Raw genomic sequence first — 16,636 nt, forward strand, 5'->3', positions numbered from 1 at the left:
GGCCATCGAGCCCGACGCGACGGCCGCCGACACCTGCGGCATACCCACACAGACGTCACCGGCGGCGAACACGCCGGGCACCGAGGTGCGTTGCATGGGGTCGACGGCGACGGCATCGACGGCGACCGGTGAGGGTGGCGCCAGTGCCAGCCCCAGCTGCGCCACCAGATCACTGCGCTGCCGCAATCCGACGGCGGCCAACAGTCCCCGGCGCGGCAGGTGTCCACCGTCGGCGAACACCACTGCGGTCAATTCTCCTGCTTCCGAGCGTAATTCGGCGACCTGGCGCTCGTCGACCTTGATGCCGGCGCCGGCCAGCAGGTCGAGTTCCTCGGCACCCAGCCCGGCCGGGCCGTTCGACAGCACGATGACGTCGTCGGTCCAGCCTCTCAGCAGCAGGGCGACGTGCACGGCCCGCTCCCCCTGCGCCAGCACGGCCAGCGGCTGATCTCGCATCTCCCAGCCGTGACAGAACGGGCAGTGGAACACCGACCGGCCCCACAGCTCGGCCATTCCGGGAACTTCCGGCATCTCGTAGCGCATGCCGGCGGCCAGCAGCACCCGCCGCGCCCGCTCCTGGCGACCATCCGCCAGGGTCAGCACGAACCCCGCACCGTCGCGCACGGCGGTGACCACCGTGCCCGGCCGCACCTCCACGCTTGGATAAGCCCGCAGCTCGGCCCGTCCCATCTCGTACAGCTCCGCGGGCGGACGACCGTCATGGCCGAGCAGGCCGCCGATCCCGTGCGCGGCCAGATTGCTCTGTGCGCCCTGATCCACGACCAGGGTGCGGCGGCGGGCCCGGCCCAGTACGAGGCCGGCACTCAGACCCGCCGCGCCGCCGCCGACGATGATGCAATCCCAGGTGATGTCCATGTCATCGAGCTTGCCGAGGATGGCCGTCAGATGCCAAGCTGATTTGCCATGCAGGCAAACTCGGTGGACGAGACCGTCCGAAAGCGACTGCGCGACCTGCGCAATCAGCAGGGCCTGACCTTGCAGGATGTCGCGGCCCGGGCCAGCATTGACGTGTCGACGCTGAGCCGGTTGGAGTCGGGCAAGCGGCGGCTGGCCCTGGACCACCTCCCCCGACTGGCCGCGGCGCTGGCCGTCAGCACCGACGAACTGCTACGCGAACCGGGGTCCGAGGACCCGCGTGTGCGGGGCAGTTCGCACACCCGGCACGGCGTCACGTACTGGCCGTTGACCCGGAACGGGCCCACCGGCGGCCGGCACACCTACAAGGTGCGGGTCAGCGCGCGGCGCAACAAGCCGCCGGCGGAGTTACCGGTCCACGAGGGTCAGGACTGGATGTACGTGCTGTCCGGGCGGCTGCGGCTGATCCTCGGTGAGCGTGATTTCACCATCGAACCCGGTGAGGCCGTGGAGTTTTCGACGTGGACACCGCACTGGTTCGGCACCGTGGACGGGCCGGTCGAGGCGATCATGATCTTCGACATCCACGGCGAGCGGATGCACCTGCACAGCTCGTGACGTCGGGCCTACAGGTAGGCGGTCTGATTGACCAGTCGCACCGAGGCCAGTCCGTCCGGGTAGAACTCGGCCACGCTCAGCGACGCCAGGTCCAGATGCAACCGGTAGAGGATTCCGGCGTTGCCGTCCAAGGCAAGTCGCAGCAGTGTCTTGATCGGCGTGACGTGCGACACCAGCAGCACCGTCGACCCGGCATGCTCGGCGACGATCCGGTCCTTGGCGCTGCGCACCCGCCGCGCCACGGCGTCGAAACTCTCGCCGTCGGGCGGCGTGACGCTGGTGTCGCGCAGCCAGCGTCCGTGCAACTCCGGATCCCGTTGGGCCGCTTCCCCGAACGTCAGACCCTCCCAGGCGCCGAAATCGGTCTCGATGAGATCGTCGTCGACGCTGACGTCCAGGCCCAGCACCTTGGCGGCGGCGGCCGCGGTCTCGTAAGCACGTTGCAGCGGTGAGGAGATGACGGCTGCCACACCACCCTGCTCGCCGACGTAGCGCGCCGCCGCGTCGGCCTGGGTGCGGCCGAGTTCGGTCAGCGGCGGGTTGCCGCGGCCCGAGTAGCGGCGATGCACCGACAGCTCGGTCTGGCCGTGCCGCAACAACAACAACCGGGTGGGCTCGCCGCGGGCACCGGTCCAGCCGGGCGCCGCCGGCTTCTCGGCCGGCGGGTCCAGGGCCGCGTCCATCGCCTCATTGGCCAGCCGGTCGGCGTGCGAATTGCGTTCCCGGGGAATCCATTCGTAGCTCACCGAGGCGAAGCGCCGTGCCGCCTGGGTGGCCTCGCGGTGCAACTCCAGCAGGTCGGGGTGTTTGACGCGCCACCGGCCCGACATCTGCTCGACCACCAGTTTGGAATCCATGAACACCGCCACCTCGGTGGCACCGACCTCGGCGGCCGCCTCCAGCCCGGCGATCAGGCCGCGGTATTCAGCGACGTTGTTGGTCGCCAGCCCAATGGACTGCTTGCGTTCGGCCAGCATCGTCGACCGGTCGGCGCTGAACACGACCGCGCCGTAGCCGGCCGGCCCCGGATTGCCGCGGGAGCCGCCGTCGGCTTCGACGACAACCTTCACGGCCTGATCCGCAACAGGATGGCCCCGCACTCCGGGCAGCGCAGTACCTCGTCGTCGTCGGCGGCGGAGATGCGGGCCATCTCACCGCGGTCGATCTCGATGCGGCAGGCACCGCAGCGCTTGCCCTGCAACAGCCCGGCGCCCGGACCGCCCTTGGCGCGCTGCTTCTCGTACATCGCCACCAGGTCGGGCTCCAAGGCGGACGTCAGCTCGGTGCGGCGCAGGGCGCCGACCTGGCGGGCCTGGTCGATGGCGACCAGCGCCTCGTCGCGAGCCCGCTGGGCCGCCGACAGTTCGTTCTGCAGCGCATCGATGCGGGTGAGCTGCTCGGACTGCTGGGCCTGCAACGCTTCCCGGCGCTCCATGATCTCCAGCATCGAATCCTCCAGCGCGGACTGGCGGCGTTGCAGCGTCTCCAGTTCGTGCTGCAGCTCCGAGAGCTGCTTGGGGTTCACCGACCCGCCGTCCAGCAGCGCCCGGTCCCGGTCCTCGCGCTGCCGGACGCCGTCGATCTCGCTCTCCAACTTGGCAACCTGACCATCCAGGTCCTCCAGGGCGATGCCCAGCACGGCGAGCTGATCGTTGGCGGCGCGGTGCTCGGCCTGCGCCTTGTCCAGTTCCTGCTGTTCGGCGAGATTACGGGCCCGGTGCTCGACCCGGCCCAGCTCGGCGTCGAGCTCGGCCAGGGCCAGCAGCGAACGCTGTTGGGTAAGTGCAGCTTTCATCACAGATGTCCTTCATCGATATTCCAGGGATCGGTGCGCACCGTGCTCACGCGCACCGGAAGTTCCGGGCCGAAACGATTGGCCAGCAGCGTGGCGGCCTGACTGCACCAGGGGTATTCACTGGCCCAGTGCGCCACGTCCACCAAGGCAGTGTCGTGCTTGCGGCGATGCTCGTCGGCGGGATGGTGGCGCAGGTCCGCGGTCAGGTAGACCTGCGCGCCGGTGCGGGCCACCACGTCCAGCAGCGAATCGCCCGCTCCGCCGCAGAGGGCCACCCGGGACACCAACTGTTCCGGATCGCCGGCCGCCCGCACCCCCCACGAGGTCGCGGGCAACCTGTCGCGCACGCGGGAGACGAAGGCGGCCAACGATTCCGGTTCGGGCAGGGCGCAGATCCGGCCGATCCCGACGCCGGAGGGCAGCGGCGCCAGGGCGAACACGTCGAAGGCCGGCTCCTCGTACGGATGTGCCGCACGCAGCGCCGCCAGGACCGCCGCGCGGCGCGCGGACGGCGCGATGACCTCGACCCGGTCCTCGGCCACGTGCTCGACGGTGCCCACCGTGCCGATAGCCGGGTCGGCGCCGTCGAGCGGCAGGAACTGCCCGGTGCCGCCGACACTCCAACTGCAGCAGGAGTAGTCACCGATCTGCCCGGCACCCGCCGCGAACAGTGCAACCCGCAGGCTCTCAGCGTCACCGGCCGGGACGAAGACCACCCATTTGTCCAGGCCGGCGCGGGACTCGGCCGGTGCCAGCACGTCGCGCACCTCCAACCCCAGGGCGTCGGCCAGGGCATCGGAGACGCCGGGTGACGCCGCGTCGGCATTGGTGTGCGCGGTGAACAGCGACCGGCCCGAACGGATCAGCCGGTGGATCAACGACCCCTTGGCGGTGCTGGCCGCCACGGTGTCGACACCGCGCAGCAGCAGCGGGTGGTGTGCCAGCAGCAAGCCGCCGTCGGGCACCTCGTCGACCACCTCGGCGGTGGCGTCGACTGCCACGGTCACCGAGGTAACCGGCTCGGACGGATCCCCGCACACCAAGCCCACCGAGTCCCAATCATGGGCCAGGGCAGGCGGATACGCGGTGTCGAGCACCTCGATCACATCGGACAGTCGCACGGTCAACGCAGGCCCTCCACCAATAGCGGCCACTCGAGACGCACCGCGGCCCGCAGATACTCGCCGTCCAGTCCCACGAAGGTATCGCAGCGACGCACCGCGATTCCCTTGGCGTCCAGCTTCTTCCGGGCCAACTCGGCATCGGCGACGCGCAGCAGCACAAACGGGGCGCGACCGTCGACCACGTCGACACCGGCCGCACGCAGCCCGGCCACCATCTCGGCGCGCAGCGCCGCCAGCCGCTGCGCACCGGCCTGCGCCTCGGCCACCGCCTCGGGCGCGCAGCACGCCGTGACCGCCTCCAGCTGCAGCGTGCCCAGCGGCCAGTGCGCGCGCCGGGCGGTCAGCCGCTCCAGCACCTCCGGCGCCCCCAGCGCGTAACCGACCCGCAGGCCCGCCAGCGACCACGTCTTGGTCAGACTGCGCAACACCAGCACATCGGGCAGCGACAGCGCGGCCACCGACTCCGGCTCACCCGGGACCCCGTCGGCGAACGCCTCGTCCACCACCACGATGCGGCCCGGGCGGCGCAGCGAGAGGATCTGGTCTACCGGGTGCAGCACCGAGGTGGGGTTGGTCGGGTTGCCGACGACCACCAGGTCGGCGGCCTCGGGCACCTGGGCGCTGGACAACGCGAACGGCGGCGCCAGTACGACGTGCTCGACGGGGATGCCCGCGGCGCTCAGCACGGCCTCGGGTTCGGTGAACGACGGCGCGATGAGCGCGGCCAGCGTCGGCGCCAGGTTGGGCAGCAGCGCGAACCCCTCGGCACCGCCGGCCAGCAGGGCGACCTCGTCCACGCCGCGCCGGTGCCGGTCGGCCACCGCCCGCACGGCGCGGTCGGTGTCGGCCGCGGACGGGTAGTGGCCCAGCTCACCCAGGCGCGCGCTCAGCCGGTCGACCAGCCACGACGGCGGGCCCGACGCGCGGACATTGACGGCGAAGTCCAGCATCCCGGGCTCGACGGCCTGATCGCCGTGATAGCGCGCCGCCTGCCGAACCCCGTGAACCACAGCACGACAGTAGTGCGCTGCCCGGGGGCACAGGTACATCGGCGACAATATGACGGTGACACGTCTCCCCCAGCTGGTGCTCTTCGACCTCGACGGAACCCTCACCGACTCTGCCGACGGGATCGTCGCCAGCTTCCGGTACGCGCTGGACACCGTCGGCGCTCCGGTGCCGGACGGGGACCTGGCCGGCCGGATCGTCGGGCCGCCGATGCATCACACGCTGGCCGCGATGGGCCTCGGCGACCGCGTCGACGACGCCATCACCGCCTACCGCGCCGACTACACCACCCGCGGCTGGGCGATGAACAGCCTGTTCGACGGCATCCCGGCGCTACTGGCCGATCTGCGCGCCGCCGGGGTGCGGCTGGCCGTCGCCACGTCGAAGGCGGAGACCACCGCCAAGCGCATCCTGGCGCACTTCGGCCTGGACGGCTATTTCGAGGTGATCGCCGGCGCGAGTTCCGACGGCACCCGGGCCGCCAAGGCCGACGTGGTCGCCCACGCGCTGGCGCAGTTGAGCCCGCTGCCCGAGCGGGTGCTGATGATCGGCGACCGTTCCCACGATGTGGAAGGCGCCGGACAGCACGGCATCAACACCGTCGTCGTCGGCTGGGGTTATGGCAGCGCCGATTTCGACGGTCCCGATGCCCCCGCCCCGCTGCACCGGGTCGACACCATCGCGGATCTGCGGGAGGTGCTGGGTGTCTAGCCGCCTGCACGTCACGTTCATCTGCTCGGGCAACATCTGCCGGTCCCCGATGGCCGAGAAGATGTTCGCCCACCAGATCGGCGAACGCGGCCTGGCCGACGTGGTCCGGGTGACCAGCGCGGGCACCGGCGGCTGGCATGCCGGCGAGCCGGCCGACCACCGCACCAATCAGGTGCTGCGCCAGCATGGTTACCCGACCTCACATCGCGCCACCCAGATCGACGAGCAGCACCTGGCCGCCGACATGGTGATCGCGATGGGCCGCAACCACGCCCGGATGCTCAAGGACATGGGGGTGCCCGCCGAGCGGCTGCGGATGATGCGATCCTTCGATCCGCGTTCGGCGGCCTACGCCCTGGACGTCGAAGACCCGTACTACGGATCGCTGCACGACTTCCAGGACGTGTTCGACGTCATCGACGCGTCGCTGGTCGGGCTGCACGAATGGGTGGACAAGAGGCTGGCCGAGCAATGAAGCGCTGGGCGTTCCTGTTCCGGCCGCAGTGGCTGGCGCTGTTCGTCGTGGTGCTGGCGTTCGCCTGGTTGTGTTTCACCGTGCTGGCACCGTGGCAGCTGGGCAAGAACACCAAGACCTCCCGGGAGAACTCACAGATCGCCGCGTCGCTGTCCGCCGACCCGGTGCCGCTGACCAGCGTTCTGCCCCACCAGGATTCGTCGGCACCCGATCAGCAGTGGCACCGGGTGACGGCCACCGGACGGTATCTGCCCGAAGCGCAGGTGGTGGCCCGGCTGCGGTCGGTCGACGGCGACCCGGCGTATGAGGTGCTGACCCCGTTCGCGGTCGACCATGGGCCGACGGTGCTGGTGGACCGGGGATACGTCAAACCCGAACAAGGCACGGCGCTGCCGGCGTTCGCCGCACCGCCGGGCGGAACGGTGACCATCGAGGCGCGGCTGCGCGATGCCGAGCCCGTCGCGCTGGGCAAGGAGCCGTTCCGGGCCGACGGTGCCCAGCAGGTGTATTCGATCAACCCGGGGCAGGTGTCGCAGGTGACGGGTGTCCCGCTGGCCGGGTCCTACCTGCAATTGGTGGACAATCAGCCCGGCGGCCTCGGCGTGATCCCGCTGCCGCATCTGGATGCCGGGCCGTTCTTGTCCTACGGCATCCAGTGGATCGCGTTCGGCATCATCGCGCCGATCGGGCTGGGGTATTTCATCGTCGCCGAGGTGAAGGCGCGCCGGCGGGAGAAGGCGGCAAATGCGCCCGAAACGCCGGCCGCTACGCCGCAGACCGCCGAAGAGAAGCTCGCCGACCGGTACGGGCGGCGACGCTGACCGCCGCGACGGTGGCCAGCGCCTGCACCCCGCGGGACAACCGGACCGCCCGGCGCAGATCGTCCACCCGCGGCGGCGGACCGTCACCCAGGGGGGGACGCATCTCCAGCCGGTGCGCGTACTGAGTCGGTCCGCCCAGCTGCACACCCAGCGCCCCGGCGAACGACGCTTCCGCGACCCCGGCATTCGGGCTGGGGTGTTTCTTGGCGTCGCGCCGCCAGGCCCGCCAGGTCGCGCCCGGCGCACCCGAGACCGCGACGGCGCACAGCCCGGTCGCCCGGGCCCCGACGTAATTGACCGCGTCGTCGAAACGCGCAGCGGCCCAACCGAATCGCTCGTACCGCGGCGAATGGTGCCCGATCATCGCGTCGAGGGTGTTGGCACCGCGGTACACCAGCAGTCCGGGCACCCCGGCCACCGCACCCCAGAGGATCGGGGCGACCTGTGCATCGGAGGTGTTCTCGGCGACCGATTCCAGCGCGGCGCGGGCAAGACCGTCGGCGTCCAGCGCCGCGGGATCCCGGCCACACAGCGACGGCAACAGGGTCCTGGCTCCGTCGACGTCCGCGCTGCCGAGCCGGTCCGCCATCTGCGCGCCGGTGCGGGCCAGTGAGGTGCCGCCCAGCACGACCCAGGTGCTGACCGCGGTGACGGCGAAGGTCCACACCGGTCCGCGCCGCGCCGCGGCTTTCTCGGCGGCGGCGCCGAGCGCGGCGAGCCCGCCCAGCAGGGCGGCCGTGTGCGCGACGCCGGCTGCCCTGCTGTCGGCGTAGGTGCGTTTCTCCAGCGCGGCGGCGGCCGTCCCGAATGCGGCCACCGGATGGGCCCGCTGCGGATCGGCCCACCACAGGTCGGCGAGGTAGCCGGCGGCCAGCCCGGCCGCGCGAGCAGTGTGTCCAAACACGACGGGCAGCATAATTCCCCCGTCGGTTCCCTCACCTGAACGTCTCACAAGGTGCTGTACTCACTGACATGAGGCTGGGACCACCACGCCGTCCGCGCCGCGTCATCGACCTGCTCAACCCGGTCGCCGCGCTGGCCCCGGCCGCCAACGTCATCATGCAGCTGTCGCTGCCGGGCGTGGGTTACGGCGTGCTGGAGAGCCCGGTCGACAGCGGCAACGTCTACCTGCACCCGTTCAAGAGGGCCCGCACCACGGGCACCTACCTGGCGGCGGCCACCTGCGGCACCGATGCCGATCGCGCGCTGATCCGCTCCGAGGTGGACCGGGTGCACGCCCGGGTCCGGTCCACCCGGTCGAGCCCCGTGCGCTACAACGCTTTCGACCCGAAGCTGCAGTTGTGGGTGGCGGCGTGCCTGTACCGGTATTTCGTCGACCAGCACGAGTACCTGTACGGACCGCTCGACGACGAATCCGCTGATGCGGTGTACGCCGACGCCCGAACCCTGGGGACCACCTTGCAGGTGCACGCCGAGATGTGGCCGCCGGACCGGGCGGCTTTCGACGAGTACTGGAAGCGGACCCTCGACGATCTGCGGGTGGACGAGCCGGTGCGTGCGCACCTGTACGGGGTGGCGTCGGTGGCGTTCTTGCCGTCGCCGCTGCGGCAATTGGCCGGACCGCCGATGCTGTTCGCCACCAAGGGTTTTCTGTCCAGCCCGTTCCGCACGCTGATGAAGCTGGACTGGACCCCGGACGACCAGCGCCGGTTCGCGCTGTTGCTGGCCGGACTGCGTGCCGCCGACCGGATCGTGCCGCGGGAGGTTTGGACGTTCGGCTATCGGCTGTATCTGTGGGATATGCGGGTGCGGGCTCGATTGGGAAAACCGGTGGTGTGAAAGGGGAAAGTCATGTCTTTTGGGGCACTGAATCATGTGGCGGTCACGGTGAGCGATATCGGCGTCAGCGGGCCGTGGTACCGCGCGCTGATCGGGTTCGACCCGGTTCTCGATGAGCAGACCGATGCCGGCTTCCGGCATCTGGTGTGGGCGTTGGACGGCGGCACGCTGTTCGGCATCCACCAGCACGAGCGCGGCATCGAGCCGGGCGAGTTCACCGAATTCCGGGCCGGGTTGGACCATGTGGGGTTCGGCTGCGCGTCGCGGGCGGAGTTGCAGACATGGGCCACCAAGCTCGACGAGCTCGGTATCGCCCATGGTGGCGTCGTCGACGCGCACTACGGCTCGGGCCTGAGTTTCCGGGACCCGGACGGTATCGCCTTGGAGTTCTTCGCGGCGCCGGAGTGATCAGCCGCGGGTCTGGTCGGCCGGCTGAGTCGTGGCGATGAACTCGTCGATCAGCTCGATCACCCTGGCCGGCTGCTCGACCTGGGCGAAATGGCCTACGCCGGGCAGGACTTCGAGCCGGCAGTCCGGCCGGGCGTTCAACGCGGAGTAGGCGTGCTCGACCGGGATAATGCTGTCTTCGTCGCCCCAGATGGCCAGCACGGGCAGTCCTTCGCGCAGGTTCAGCCGGTTGAGCGCGCTGACGGACTGACCGCGGTAGTCGACCACCGACCGCAGGGTGCGCAGGAACGCCTCACGGGTCTCGCGGTCGCTGAAGGAGGAGTACGCGTTCCAGATCTCCGCGCCGCGCGGCGATCGCAGACCGGCCGAACTCAACCATGAGCGCACCGCGTTTCCGGCGCGCAGCACCGGGCTTGGCGCGATCACCGGCATGACGAGCTCGGCGCCGGGGGCGGCCAGCAGCCGCAGGATCCAGCCGACATCGGGACCGAGCCCGCCGCTGCTGATGAGCGCGAGGCGGCGGCAGTAGTCCGGATGCTGATAGAGGAACTGCATGGCCACCCCGCCGCCCAGCGAATGCCCGACCACCGTGGCCGATGACACGCCCAGTTCGTCGAGCAAATCCCGCAGGCCGACGGCGAACGCACCGAGCGAGTAGTCGGTGCGGGGTTTGGACGACTGCCCGTGCCCCAGCAGGTCCGGCGCGATCACGCGGTACTTCTTGGCAAGTTGCGGCAGGACGTCCCGCCAGGTGTGCGCACTGCCGGCCATCCCGTGGATCAGCAAAAGGACTTCGTCGCCCTCGCCCTCGTCCACGACGGCCTGACGTGCACCATGGATGTCGATGAACTTGGTCTCAGCCATAGGCAGCTCCTGTTCGCTCCACCCCCAACCCTACTGACCGGTAAGTTGCGGGGGCAACACGAGTGAGTGCCTGCGACGGGGCCCGTCGAACGTGTGTTCTAATGGGCGTCATGACGATGACCGCAGACACCCTTGCACCGGAAGCGCCGCTGCCCGAGGCGGTCGCCGAGCCCGTCGCGGCGCCGGCACCCAAGAAGGCGCCGGCCAAGCGGAAGGCCAAGACGCTGGAACTGACCCTCACCGTCACGGGTACCGCGGACGGTGAATGGCGCGCCGAACTCAAGCAGGGCGGCACCTATCTGGCCCGCGACCTCGCCGTGGCGGCAGCCGCGGTGTCCCGGGCCGCCAAGGAACTGCATGAGGACCTCGCCACCCCGATCGACGAGGTCATCGAAGAGGCGCGCGTCCAGCAGGCCGCCAAGGTGGCGGCACTGGAAGCCGAGTTGGAGGCTGCCCGGCGAGCGTTGGCCGAGCTGGACTGAGTGCAGTAGGTCCCGCTATCGGGCCATTCGCAGCAGTCCCCGCTCACACGCCCACTCATGGTGCAGGACACCGAGTTCCGTAGTCGGCGAAGCAATTCCGTCCAGTTCATCGGTGATCGCCCGGGCGGGCACCGTCGCGGCCAGGCCGGCGCACACGTTGCTCAGCGCGGCGTGCACTCTCGGCGCGAAGGCAAGATCACCCGGCGCGTGCATGCGCGTCAACGGGTTCGACAGATCATGCAGACCGAAAAGCCAGTGCGCCGTCCGGGCCGAGGCGTCTGGCGTGTAGGTGACCGGCTGCGGCGCCAGCGCGACCTCGTAGAACACCTGCGACCAGTACCCCAGGGCTTCCTCGGCTGTCATCGGTGAATCTGCGGTGATGAACCCGACCTGCACCATGCAGTCCCGAAGGTCGTCGGCGCGACCGTCGATCGCCGCGCGCATCACACCGACGGCCGCCCGGCGCATCGGCTCGGGGAGAATCTTCACGCAACCGAAGTCGACGACACCGACGCTGCCGTCCGGGTGGAACAGGTAGTTGCCCGGGTGTGGGTCGTTGTGCATCAGGTTGGCCAGCCGATAGTTGGCACTGGTGAAGAGGGTGATCACTTCGGCCCACGTGTTCTTGAGCCCCTGGTCGGCCTGTTGCGCTTCGGCCCAGCCCATTCCCTCGAGAAACGTCATCGTCAGCACGCGACCCGTCGACAGCTCGGGAATTGCGTCCGGGATTCGGATGAACGGGTGCCCGCGGTAGAGGTCGGCGAATCGGGCGATCATCGCGGCCTCCCGCCGGTAGTCGACCTCTTCGGCGATCCGAGCGCTCAGTTCGCGCGCCAACGACCGAGGATCGAGCACAATGCCGGCGGCCGAGGTCACGAACCGCAGGAACGTGGCCACCAGTTCGGTATTGGCCAGATCGGCCCGGATGGCCTCGGCCACGCCAGGGTATTGAATCTTCACCGCAACGGCGCGGCCATCCCGCAGGACGGCTCGGTGCACCTGGCCGATTGATGCGGCCGCGATCGGCTCGTCAACGAAGTCTGCGAACCCTGCCGCGGTGCAGCCCAGTTCGGTATCGAGGACTTCGCGCACCAAGCTGGGCGCCATCGGTGGCGCGGCGGACTGCAACCGGGTAAGGGCCCGTTGGTAGGGCGCGAATCCGCCGGTGCCCAAGCCACCCGTGTCGATGATGGAGAGCAGTTGCCCGAGCTTCATCAATGCACCCTTGGAGTGACCCAAGATCTCGGCGTAGCGTTCGGCGGTCCGCTCATGGAACCGTTCCACGGCCCCCTCATTGCCCGCCTTCTCACTGAGGCCGGCCACGAGCCGCCCGCCGGTCGCACGCGCGGTGAAGCCCGCCAGTGGCATGGTCCGGCGGATCCGTCCGTTTGCGATCGGCCTGTTCGGTTGCGGCATGTGAAGCACTCCCATCTTCCCCGCCCCGCGGGTAAAGTGATTCAGTACGGACAGTAAGTGATCACTTTGGAGGAGTCAATGACCGCGCCGACATCCACCCGGGAGCGGATCCTGACCGAGGCGATGCGGTTGTTCAGCGCCAAGGGCTTCGAGGCCACCAGCGTCTCCCAGATCGAGACCGCGGCCGGCTTGGCCGCGGGATCCGGCGCGCTGTACCGGCACTTCAAATCCAAGGACGCGCTGCTGATCGCTGGCATCGACCGGCAACTCGACCGCCGCGCCGCCATGCAGGACATCCGCGCGCTGTTCGCCGGCCTCGGCGACCTGCACAGCGAACTCACCGTGCTGGGCCGCTACCTGCTCACCGTCATCGACCAGGAAGCCGAGCTGCTGCAGATCGCCGCGCGCACCCCCGCCGGTCTGTCGGACCGGCTCGACACCGCCTATGCGGCATTGGTCGACTCGCTGACCGACGAACTCGACGGCTGGATCGCGGTGTGGGCGCCGAAGGCCTCACCGGAGCAAACCAAGACCCTGGCCACGCTCGGCGTCAGCAGCCTGCTGGGGGAACGCTTGGCCACCAACCTTTTCCGACGCGCGAGCGCGTCGGTTCCCGACGACCGCTATCTCGACGAGTGGACCGCGGTGCTGTCGGCTCGGGTGCGGACGTTGGAGTGACGACCGTCCGACGGCGACGCCCGGCAGGTCAGGCTGCCTGATGCCGGATTGGCGGGTATAGTCCCCCACACCACAAGTCAATACGCCGTTGACACGCAGCGGGAGAACCTCCGCGTCGGAGGCGCCGTAGGAGCAATCTCCTCCCCGAGAAACTCTCAGGCCCAATACCGTTGCGTCGAGGCAACTCTGGAGAACAGTGCCGGTGAGCCAACCGGGTACTTGCCGAAGGTGAAAGCGCGCACCCCGCGTCAAACTCTCAGGTAACAGGACAGAGCGGGGAGGTGCCACCACTCGCAGCCCATCCCTCGTGGGCTCGACGAATCGGAGTCACCTCGTGCACCGTCGAAACCGGCTCACCACAACCGATCTCAGAGCCGAGAGCTCATGACCATCAGCGTTTTCGAACTCTTCACGGTCGGAATCGGCCCCTCCAGCTCCCACACCGTGGGGCCGATGCGCGCCGCGGCGCAGTTCGTCACCGACCTCACCATTCGCACGTCGTTGACCGAGGTGACCGAAGTCCGGGTGGATCTGTTCGGTTCCCTGGCCGCCACCGGCGCCGGACACCGCACCTTCTCGGCGATCCTGCTCGGTTTGGAAGGACTATGGCCCGACACCGTTGAACCGGATCACGCCGAAGGACGGCTGGCAGAGATGCGAGCCGGCGGGACCATCAGATTGGGCGGCATCACCGAGATTCGATTGGCCGAATCCGATTTCCATCTGCACCCGGAGACGGTTCTGCCGCGCCACCCCAACGCGATGACCCTCGCCGCCTACGGGTTGTCCGGGCACGCGCTGTACACCGAGACCTACTTCTCGGTGGGCGGCGGTTTCATCGTCACCGGGGACCAACCCGCTGACCGATCCGACGACACCCCGAAGCCGTGGTCCTTTCACAGTGCCGCCGATCTGCTGGCGTTGGCCGATGACCACGACTGCAGCATCAGCGAGATCATGCTTCGGTACGAACTCACCTCCCGCACGCGCGACCAGGTCCACCACGACCTTCTGCATCTGCGGGATGTGATGGTCGCGTGCGCGCAACGCGGCATCACCCAGCAGGGGTACCTGCCGGGGAATCTTCGGGTGCCGCGGCGCGCACACGATTGGCACAGCCGACTGGCCGCCGAAGACCCGCACCGCGATGCCGCCTTCGCCGAGGACTGGGTCAACCTGATTGCCCTGGCCGTCAACGAAGAGAACGCCTCCGGTGGGCGCATCGTCACCGCACCCACCAACGGCGCGGCCGGCATCATCCCCGCCGTGCTGCACTACGCCACGCACTACACCAGGGCGGGCGTAGCCGATCCCGACGACACCGCCGTCCGATTCCTCCTCGCGGCCGGGGCGATCGGCTCGCTCTACAAAGAGCGTGCCTCCATCTCCGGAGCCGAAGTGGGGTGCCAGGGCGAAGTGGGGTCCGCAGCCTCGATGGCCGCCGGCGCCCTGGCCGAGATCCTCGGCGGCACAACGCGCCAAGTCGAGAATGCCGCCGAGATCGCCATGGAGCACAGCCTGGGGCTGACCTGCGATCCCATCGGCGGCCTGGTGCAGATCCCCTGCATCGAACGCAACGCCATCTCTGCCGGCAAAGCCATCAATGCTGCCCGGATGGCCCTTCGTGGCGACGGCACCCACCGCGTCTCCCTGGACCAGGTGATCGAAACCATGCGGACCACAGGCATGGACATGAGCAACAAGTACAAAGAAACCGCCACCGGCGGCCTCGCTGTCAACGTGGCGGTCAACGTCGTCGAATGCTGACCAGAGTGGGCGCGGACGGTATCGAACCGCCGACCGCTGGTGTGTAAAACCAGAGCTCTACCACTGAGCTACGCGCCCCGTCGCAGGCACGCTACACGCCCGCGCTGGCCAGTACTAAATCCGCAGCGCCGCCAGCGCGTCCCGCCAGACCGCGGCGTCACGCATCTCACCTGGCTGTTTGCACTCGGCGAACCGGATGACACCGGACCGGTCGATCGCGAAGGTGCCGCGGTCGGCGAAACCGGACTCGGAATTGAACACCCCGTACGCCGACGCGACCGCACCATGCGGCCAGAAGTCGGACAACAGGTCGAAGGTGAAGCGGCTCTGCTGCGCCCACACCTTGTGCGTCGGCGGCGGCCCCACGGAGATGGCGAGGGTGACGGTGTCGGGCGTGTCGTACACCTCGGGATGGGCCTGGATCTCCCCCAGCTCGCCCGCGCAGATCGGGGTGAAGGCCAGCGGGAAGAAGACCAGCAGGACGTTGCGGTCGCGCAGCGCCGACAGGGTCACCGGCCGGCCGTGCTGGTTTTTCAGGGTGAAGTCCGGCGCGGGCGCGCCGACCTCGAGCACTATCGCCGACCGGCGGCTTTGGACTTCGGCTGCACCAACCGGCTGGCGATCCAGTCCCCCAGGTTCGCCGACGAGGTCTGCATCAACCCGGCGGTCGGTGCCGACTCGGCGATCTCGGCGGGCTGAACGTGGCCCGGCTTACCCGTCTTGGGCGTGACCACCCAGATGACGCCGTCGTCGGCCAGCGGGGTGATGGCGTCCATCAGCCGGTCCACCAGGTCACCGTCGTCGTCGCGCCACCACAACAACACCACGTCGACGACCTCATCGGCGTCCTCGTCGAGAAGCTCGCCACCACAGGCGTCCTCGATGTCGGCCCGGATATCGTCGTCGGTGTCTTCGTCCCACCCCAATTCCTGGACGACCTGATCCTTCTCGATGCCCAGTTTGCGGGCGTAATTCGGGTCAGAGTCCGTCCCCGCGGCGACCACCGTCAGTCCTCCTTAAGCCGTTTCGAGTGCGCTCGGCCTATATTCGCACGCCGGAGGCCCAAGGCCGAGACTTGGCGGCAAGGTTTATCGATATGCCGCATCGCACATGTCCAGCGCGGCGGTCTTTGCATCGTTCAGCCGGCCCACCGCGTCGTTGAAGGCATCGGGCCCGACATCGCCGGCGATGGCCGAGGCCACCGCCCGCGCCGCGCTCACCCACTCGGTCAGCGCGCCCTTCAGCGCCGGGCCCAGTGGATCGGACAGGCTTTGCTCCACCAGATCGGCGCTGTGGTTGAGCGCGTCGATGGCAGGCTGCGCGGCGCCCGCCACGTCACCGTTCTCGTTGTAGGCGCCGACGTAGGTGTTCACCGCCGTGATGGAGTCCACGCTGCTGGAGCTCAGCGCCTCGCACGAGGTGTGGATCGCGCCGGTGGTGATCGACTTCTGCCGCTCCGACTCCTTCGAGCTGGAACTCTCGGCCGATTCGGCCGCCGACGCCGAGACCGAGGCCCGGTAGATGGGCGCGTCGGCCTTGTTCACGGTGGCGGTACCGCTGGTCTCGCTGGTACATCCGACGACGATCATCGCCAGCACGGCCAGACAACCCACGATCAGGGCGCCGACACGCACCCGCATCAGCACCGCAGACCCCCAACCACTGTTCAGCATTGCTGCCAGACGTTACCGCTTCCGACCAGCGAACGCCGGATCATTTGGTTACTGAGCGGTAGGACACCCTGCCCGGTGATCTGCGGCACGATAGGAGCACGATAGTGATCGCCACAAGCA

General features: G+C 69.1%; 19 protein-coding genes, 1 tRNA gene, 1 pseudogene and 1 riboswitch. Of the genes and pseudogenes, 9 read left to right on the forward strand and 12 right to left on the reverse strand.

The window, feature by feature from the left end; translation table 11 throughout:
• Positions 1-21: 21 nt before the first annotated feature.
• Positions 22-876: pseudogene (locus tag BN977_RS33730) on the reverse strand (NAD(P)/FAD-dependent oxidoreductase); the annotation flags it as partial.
• 48 nt (positions 877-924) lie between these two features.
• Here BN977_RS33730 and BN977_RS06455 point away from each other — a divergent pair.
• Positions 925-1,494 (forward strand): type II toxin-antitoxin system RelB family anti-toxin, encoded by a 570-nt coding sequence (locus tag BN977_RS06455; RefSeq protein ID WP_036396763.1) that lies wholly within the window; start codon positions 925-927, stop codon positions 1,492-1,494.
• Positions 1,495-1,502: 8 nt separating this feature from the next.
• Here BN977_RS06455 and BN977_RS06460 read toward each other — a convergent pair whose 3' ends face one another.
• Genes BN977_RS06460 through cobC form a run of 4 tightly spaced genes read right to left on the reverse strand, consistent with a single transcriptional unit; the run spans position 1,503 to position 5,462 of the window.
• The gene (locus tag BN977_RS06460) at positions 1,503-2,564 is read right to left on the reverse strand and encodes a bifunctional RNase H/acid phosphatase (protein ID WP_036396764.1); all 1,062 of its coding nucleotides are present in this window, start codon (positions 2,562-2,564) and stop codon (positions 1,503-1,505) included.
• Entirely contained in the window at positions 2,561-3,289 is a 729-nt protein-coding gene (locus BN977_RS06465; RefSeq protein WP_036396766.1) for a zinc ribbon domain-containing protein, read from the reverse strand. The genes BN977_RS06460 and BN977_RS06465 overlap by 4 nt, the downstream gene beginning before the upstream one ends.
• Positions 3,289-4,416 (reverse strand): Nif3-like dinuclear metal center hexameric protein, encoded by a 1,128-nt coding sequence (locus BN977_RS06470; protein ID WP_036396767.1) that lies wholly within the window; start codon positions 4,414-4,416, stop codon positions 3,289-3,291. Before BN977_RS06470 ends, BN977_RS06465 begins: the two co-directional genes overlap by 1 nt.
• Complete coding sequence (gene cobC / locus BN977_RS06475; protein WP_051561465.1) at positions 4,413-5,462, reverse strand: Rv2231c family histidinol phosphate aminotransferase CobC; 1,050 nt, start codon at positions 5,460-5,462, stop codon at positions 4,413-4,415. The genes BN977_RS06470 and cobC overlap by 4 nt, the downstream gene beginning before the upstream one ends.
• Before the next feature lie 10 nt (positions 5,463-5,472).
• On the opposite strand from cobC, the gene BN977_RS06480 reads away from it, so the two are divergent.
• Genes BN977_RS06480 through BN977_RS06490 form a run of 3 tightly spaced genes read left to right on the forward strand, consistent with a single transcriptional unit; the run spans position 5,473 to position 7,428 of the window.
• On the forward strand, positions 5,473-6,132 hold the full coding sequence (locus BN977_RS06480) for an HAD-IA family hydrolase (RefSeq protein ID WP_109790085.1): 660 nt from the start codon (positions 5,473-5,475) through the stop codon (positions 6,130-6,132).
• Complete coding sequence (locus BN977_RS06485) at positions 6,125-6,607, forward strand: low molecular weight protein-tyrosine-phosphatase (RefSeq protein ID WP_036396769.1); 483 nt, start codon at positions 6,125-6,127, stop codon at positions 6,605-6,607. The genes BN977_RS06480 and BN977_RS06485 overlap by 8 nt, the downstream gene beginning before the upstream one ends.
• Entirely contained in the window at positions 6,604-7,428 is an 825-nt protein-coding gene (locus tag BN977_RS06490; protein ID WP_036396770.1) for an SURF1 family cytochrome oxidase biogenesis protein, read from the forward strand. The genes BN977_RS06485 and BN977_RS06490 overlap by 4 nt, the downstream gene beginning before the upstream one ends.
• Here BN977_RS06490 and BN977_RS06495 read toward each other — a convergent pair.
• Positions 7,373-8,332: a cobalamin biosynthesis protein gene (locus BN977_RS06495; protein WP_234709507.1), complete on the reverse strand. Its 960-nt coding sequence runs from the start codon at positions 8,330-8,332 to the stop codon at positions 7,373-7,375. The two genes, BN977_RS06490 and BN977_RS06495, sit on opposite strands and share 56 nt — an antisense overlap.
• Positions 8,333-8,400: 68 nt before the next feature.
• Between BN977_RS06495 and BN977_RS06500 the strand changes: the two genes are divergently transcribed.
• Positions 8,401-9,228 carry an oxygenase MpaB family protein gene (locus tag BN977_RS06500; RefSeq protein WP_036396773.1) on the forward strand — a complete coding sequence of 276 codons (828 nt, stop codon included), beginning with the start codon at positions 8,401-8,403 and terminating at the stop codon, positions 9,226-9,228.
• Positions 9,229-9,240: 12 nt separating this feature from the next.
• A complete protein-coding gene (locus tag BN977_RS06505; RefSeq protein ID WP_024454240.1) occupies positions 9,241-9,636 on the forward strand; it encodes a VOC family protein in 396 nt (131 codons plus the stop codon).
• Here the strand turns inward: BN977_RS06505 and BN977_RS06510 are convergent, their stop codons facing one another.
• Positions 9,637-10,500 (reverse strand): alpha/beta fold hydrolase, encoded by an 864-nt coding sequence (locus tag BN977_RS06510; RefSeq protein ID WP_036396774.1) that lies wholly within the window; start codon positions 10,498-10,500, stop codon positions 9,637-9,639.
• A gap of 110 nt (positions 10,501-10,610) precedes the next feature.
• Between BN977_RS06510 and BN977_RS06515 the strand changes: the two genes are divergently transcribed.
• Entirely contained in the window at positions 10,611-10,982 is a 372-nt protein-coding gene (locus tag BN977_RS06515) for a DUF6319 family protein (RefSeq protein WP_407661171.1), read from the forward strand.
• Between the two features lie 15 nt (positions 10,983-10,997).
• Here BN977_RS06515 and BN977_RS06520 read toward each other — a convergent pair whose 3' ends face one another.
• On the reverse strand, positions 10,998-12,398 hold the full coding sequence (locus BN977_RS06520) for an ABC1 kinase family protein (RefSeq protein ID WP_407661172.1): 1,401 nt from the start codon (positions 12,396-12,398) through the stop codon (positions 10,998-11,000).
• 78 nt (positions 12,399-12,476) lie between these two features.
• Between BN977_RS06520 and BN977_RS06525 the strand changes: the two genes are divergently transcribed.
• A complete protein-coding gene (locus BN977_RS06525) occupies positions 12,477-13,076 on the forward strand; it encodes a TetR/AcrR family transcriptional regulator (protein ID WP_036396776.1) in 600 nt (199 codons plus the stop codon).
• An 89-nt stretch (positions 13,077-13,165) separates the two neighbouring features.
• A riboswitch (glycine riboswitch) is annotated at positions 13,166-13,256 on the forward strand.
• A gap of 204 nt (positions 13,257-13,460) precedes the next feature.
• A complete protein-coding gene (locus tag BN977_RS06530; protein WP_036396778.1) occupies positions 13,461-14,843 on the forward strand; it encodes an L-serine ammonia-lyase in 1,383 nt (460 codons plus the stop codon).
• Positions 14,844-14,849: 6 nt separating this feature from the next.
• Here BN977_RS06530 and BN977_RS06535 read toward each other — a convergent pair.
• The 4 genes from BN977_RS06535 to BN977_RS06550 form a co-directional block, all read right to left on the reverse strand.
• Positions 14,850-14,921 (reverse strand) — tRNA-Val (locus tag BN977_RS06535).
• A 36-nt stretch (positions 14,922-14,957) separates the two neighbouring features.
• Positions 14,958-15,416 (reverse strand): peroxiredoxin, encoded by a 459-nt coding sequence (locus BN977_RS06540; RefSeq protein ID WP_036396779.1) that lies wholly within the window; start codon positions 15,414-15,416, stop codon positions 14,958-14,960.
• Positions 15,416-15,847 carry a DUF3052 domain-containing protein gene (locus BN977_RS06545; RefSeq protein WP_024454235.1) on the reverse strand — a complete coding sequence of 144 codons (432 nt, stop codon included), beginning with the start codon at positions 15,845-15,847 and terminating at the stop codon, positions 15,416-15,418. The genes BN977_RS06540 and BN977_RS06545 overlap by 1 nt, the downstream gene beginning before the upstream one ends.
• Positions 15,848-15,931: 84 nt before the next feature.
• Positions 15,932-16,516: an Rv2240c family protein gene (locus BN977_RS06550; protein ID WP_234709508.1), complete on the reverse strand. Its 585-nt coding sequence runs from the start codon at positions 16,514-16,516 to the stop codon at positions 15,932-15,934.
• Positions 16,517-16,636: the final 120 nt, after the last annotated feature.

It is taken from the genome of Mycolicibacterium cosmeticum (genome assembly GCF_000613185.1).
Lineage (GTDB): Bacteria > Actinomycetota > Actinomycetes > Mycobacteriales > Mycobacteriaceae > Mycobacterium > Mycobacterium cosmeticum.